The organism is Bradyrhizobium sp. (genome assembly GCF_019244115.1).
Lineage (GTDB): Bacteria > Pseudomonadota > Alphaproteobacteria > Rhizobiales > Xanthobacteraceae > Bradyrhizobium.
Window position 1 is genome coordinate 1 of sequence record NZ_JAFATE010000176.1, and the last position, 2,238, is coordinate 2,238.

The 2,238-nt window shown below is 65.0% G+C and carries 2 protein-coding genes; both read left to right on the forward strand.

Annotated elements, in window-relative coordinates; genetic code table 11:
* Positions 1-93 precede the first annotated feature (93 nt).
* Positions 94-1,752 carry a hydantoinase B/oxoprolinase family protein gene (locus JOZ76_RS07795; protein ID WP_291698049.1) on the forward strand — a complete coding sequence of 553 codons (1,659 nt, stop codon included), beginning with the start codon at positions 94-96 and terminating at the stop codon, positions 1,750-1,752.
* Between the two features lie 2 nt (positions 1,753-1,754).
* A partial coding sequence (locus JOZ76_RS07800; RefSeq protein ID WP_291698050.1) for a hydantoinase/oxoprolinase N-terminal domain-containing protein occupies positions 1,755-2,238 on the forward strand: 484 nt, incomplete at its 3' end.

Sequence of the window (2,238 nt, forward strand, 5' to 3'; positions counted from 1 at the left end):
AAAGAGATCAAGACCGAAAAGACAGCCCCTCCGAAGAAGTCCGCCACCAAGAAAGGCGCAAAGAAGCACTGACGACCTCACTCGATCACGCATATGTCCGCATCCGTCGACCCCATCACGCGTTCCGTCGTTCAGCATCGGCTGAGCTCGATCGTGGCCGAGATGGGCGAGGCCATGCTGCGGACCTCGTATTCGCAGATTCTCAATTCCAGCCGCGATTTCTCGCTGGCGATCTGCGACGTGCAGTCGCGGCTGATCGCGCAGGCCGATCACATCCCGGTCCATGTCGGCGCGCTACCCTGGGCGGCGAAGGCCGTCGAGGCGCGTTTTTCGGAGGTTTTGTCCGGCGACGTCATCCTGATGAACGATCCCTATCATGGCGGCAGCCATCTGCCCGACATCACCGTGTTCGTGCCGGTCTTCGCCGGCGAACGGCGGCTGTTCTGGACCATCGTGCGCGCGCATCAGAGCGACATCGGCGGGGCCACCCATGGCGCCTACAATCCCGACGCCACCGAGATCTGGCAGGAGGGTTTGCGCATTCCCCCGATCAAGCTTTTCGAGGCCGGCCGGCTGCGCGACGACATTCTGGATATGCTCGCGCTCAATACTCGCAACGCTCACGATTTCCGCGGCGATCTCTTCGCCATGATCGGAGCGGCGCATCTCGGCGAGCGTCGCATGCAAAAACTGTTTGCGGAGCTCTCGGCGCCGGTCGTGGAGGCCGCGATCGATGCCGCTGAAGCCCAGGCGCGCCAGGTGGTCGCGACCTGGCAGGACGGCACTTTTTTTGGCGAAGCGTTTCTCGATGATGACGGGCGCGGCCACCAGGACATCCGGATCGCGGCAAAAGTAACCAAGCGCGGCAGCGATATCGAGGTCGACCTCACGGCTTCCGATCCGCAGGTGGACAGTTTTGTCAATTCCTCGCACGCCAACATGCATGCCGCGGTCGCGATGGCGTTCTTCTACCTGATCGATCCGGACACCCCGAAAAACTCCGGCGCGTTGCGGCCGCTGAAAGTGGAGGCGAAGCAGGGCACCATCGTCTGGGCCGATCCCGGCAAGCCGGTGACTTTGTGTACCAGCCATCCGTCGAACGAGATCGTGGAGGCCGTGATCAAGGCGCTGGCGGCCTCGTGTCCGGATCGGGTGATGGCCGGCTGGGGCCGCAGGTTTCGGATCGCGATCCAGGGCGAGGATCCGCGCACCGGCAAGACTTTCATCTGGCATTTGTTTCATGCCCGGCCCGGCGGCGGCGCCTCGGCGCGCGGCGATGGCTGGTCGTCGATCGGCGAGTGGCATTCGGTCGGCGGCCTGAAATTCGGCAGTATCGAGGTGGCCGAGGCGCGTTTTCCGCTGCATTTTCGCCATCACGAATTTTTGCCCGACTCCGGTGGTGACGGTCAGTATCGCGGCGGGCTCGGCGTTGCGCTCGACCTTCTGTTCGAGACCGAAAAGACCGCGCGTGGCAACACCGCGGGCGAGGGGACGCGTCACGGCTCCTGCGGCATGCTGGGCGGGGAGGATGGCGAGCCGCATCACTACCAGTTGCTGTCCGCGGACAGGCCGCCGCGCGATATCCGCACCAAGGAGACCGGCATCGAGATTCGTTCGGGCGATTGCCTCAGAATCCGCTCCGCCGGTGGCGGCGGATATGGGCCGCCCCACAAGCGCGCGGTGGAAGCGCGCGAGCGCGATCGGCGGCAAGGCCTCGTCACCGACGATGCTTCCAAGGCGCGGACGCTCTGACCATGCTGGCCATTGGAATTGACGTCGGCGGCACATTTACCGATCTCGTCGCCATCGATGCGGCGGGCCGCACGGTGTTTGCGAAATCGCCATCGACGCCGTCGGACCAGTCCATCGGGGTGATGGCCGGGCTTGACGAACTGGCGCGGCGGCTTGGCCTCTCGACAGCCGAGATGCTGGCGCGCACCGAGCGGCTGGTTCACGGCACCACGGTTGCGACCAACGCGCTGCTCGAGCGCAAGGGGGCGCGTGTCGCGCTTCTGACCACGGCCGGCCATCGCGACATCCTGGAAATGCGCGAGGGCTTGAAGCCCGACCGCTATAATCTTCGTACACCGCCGCCCGCACCGCTGGTGCCGCGCGAGCTGCGCCTTGGCGTGCGAGAGCGGCTGAAATCCAATGGCGAGGTGCTGGTCCCGCTCGATGCGGACTCGCTCCGCGATGCCATCGCCGCGATCAAAGCACAGGCCGTGACATCGGTCGCGA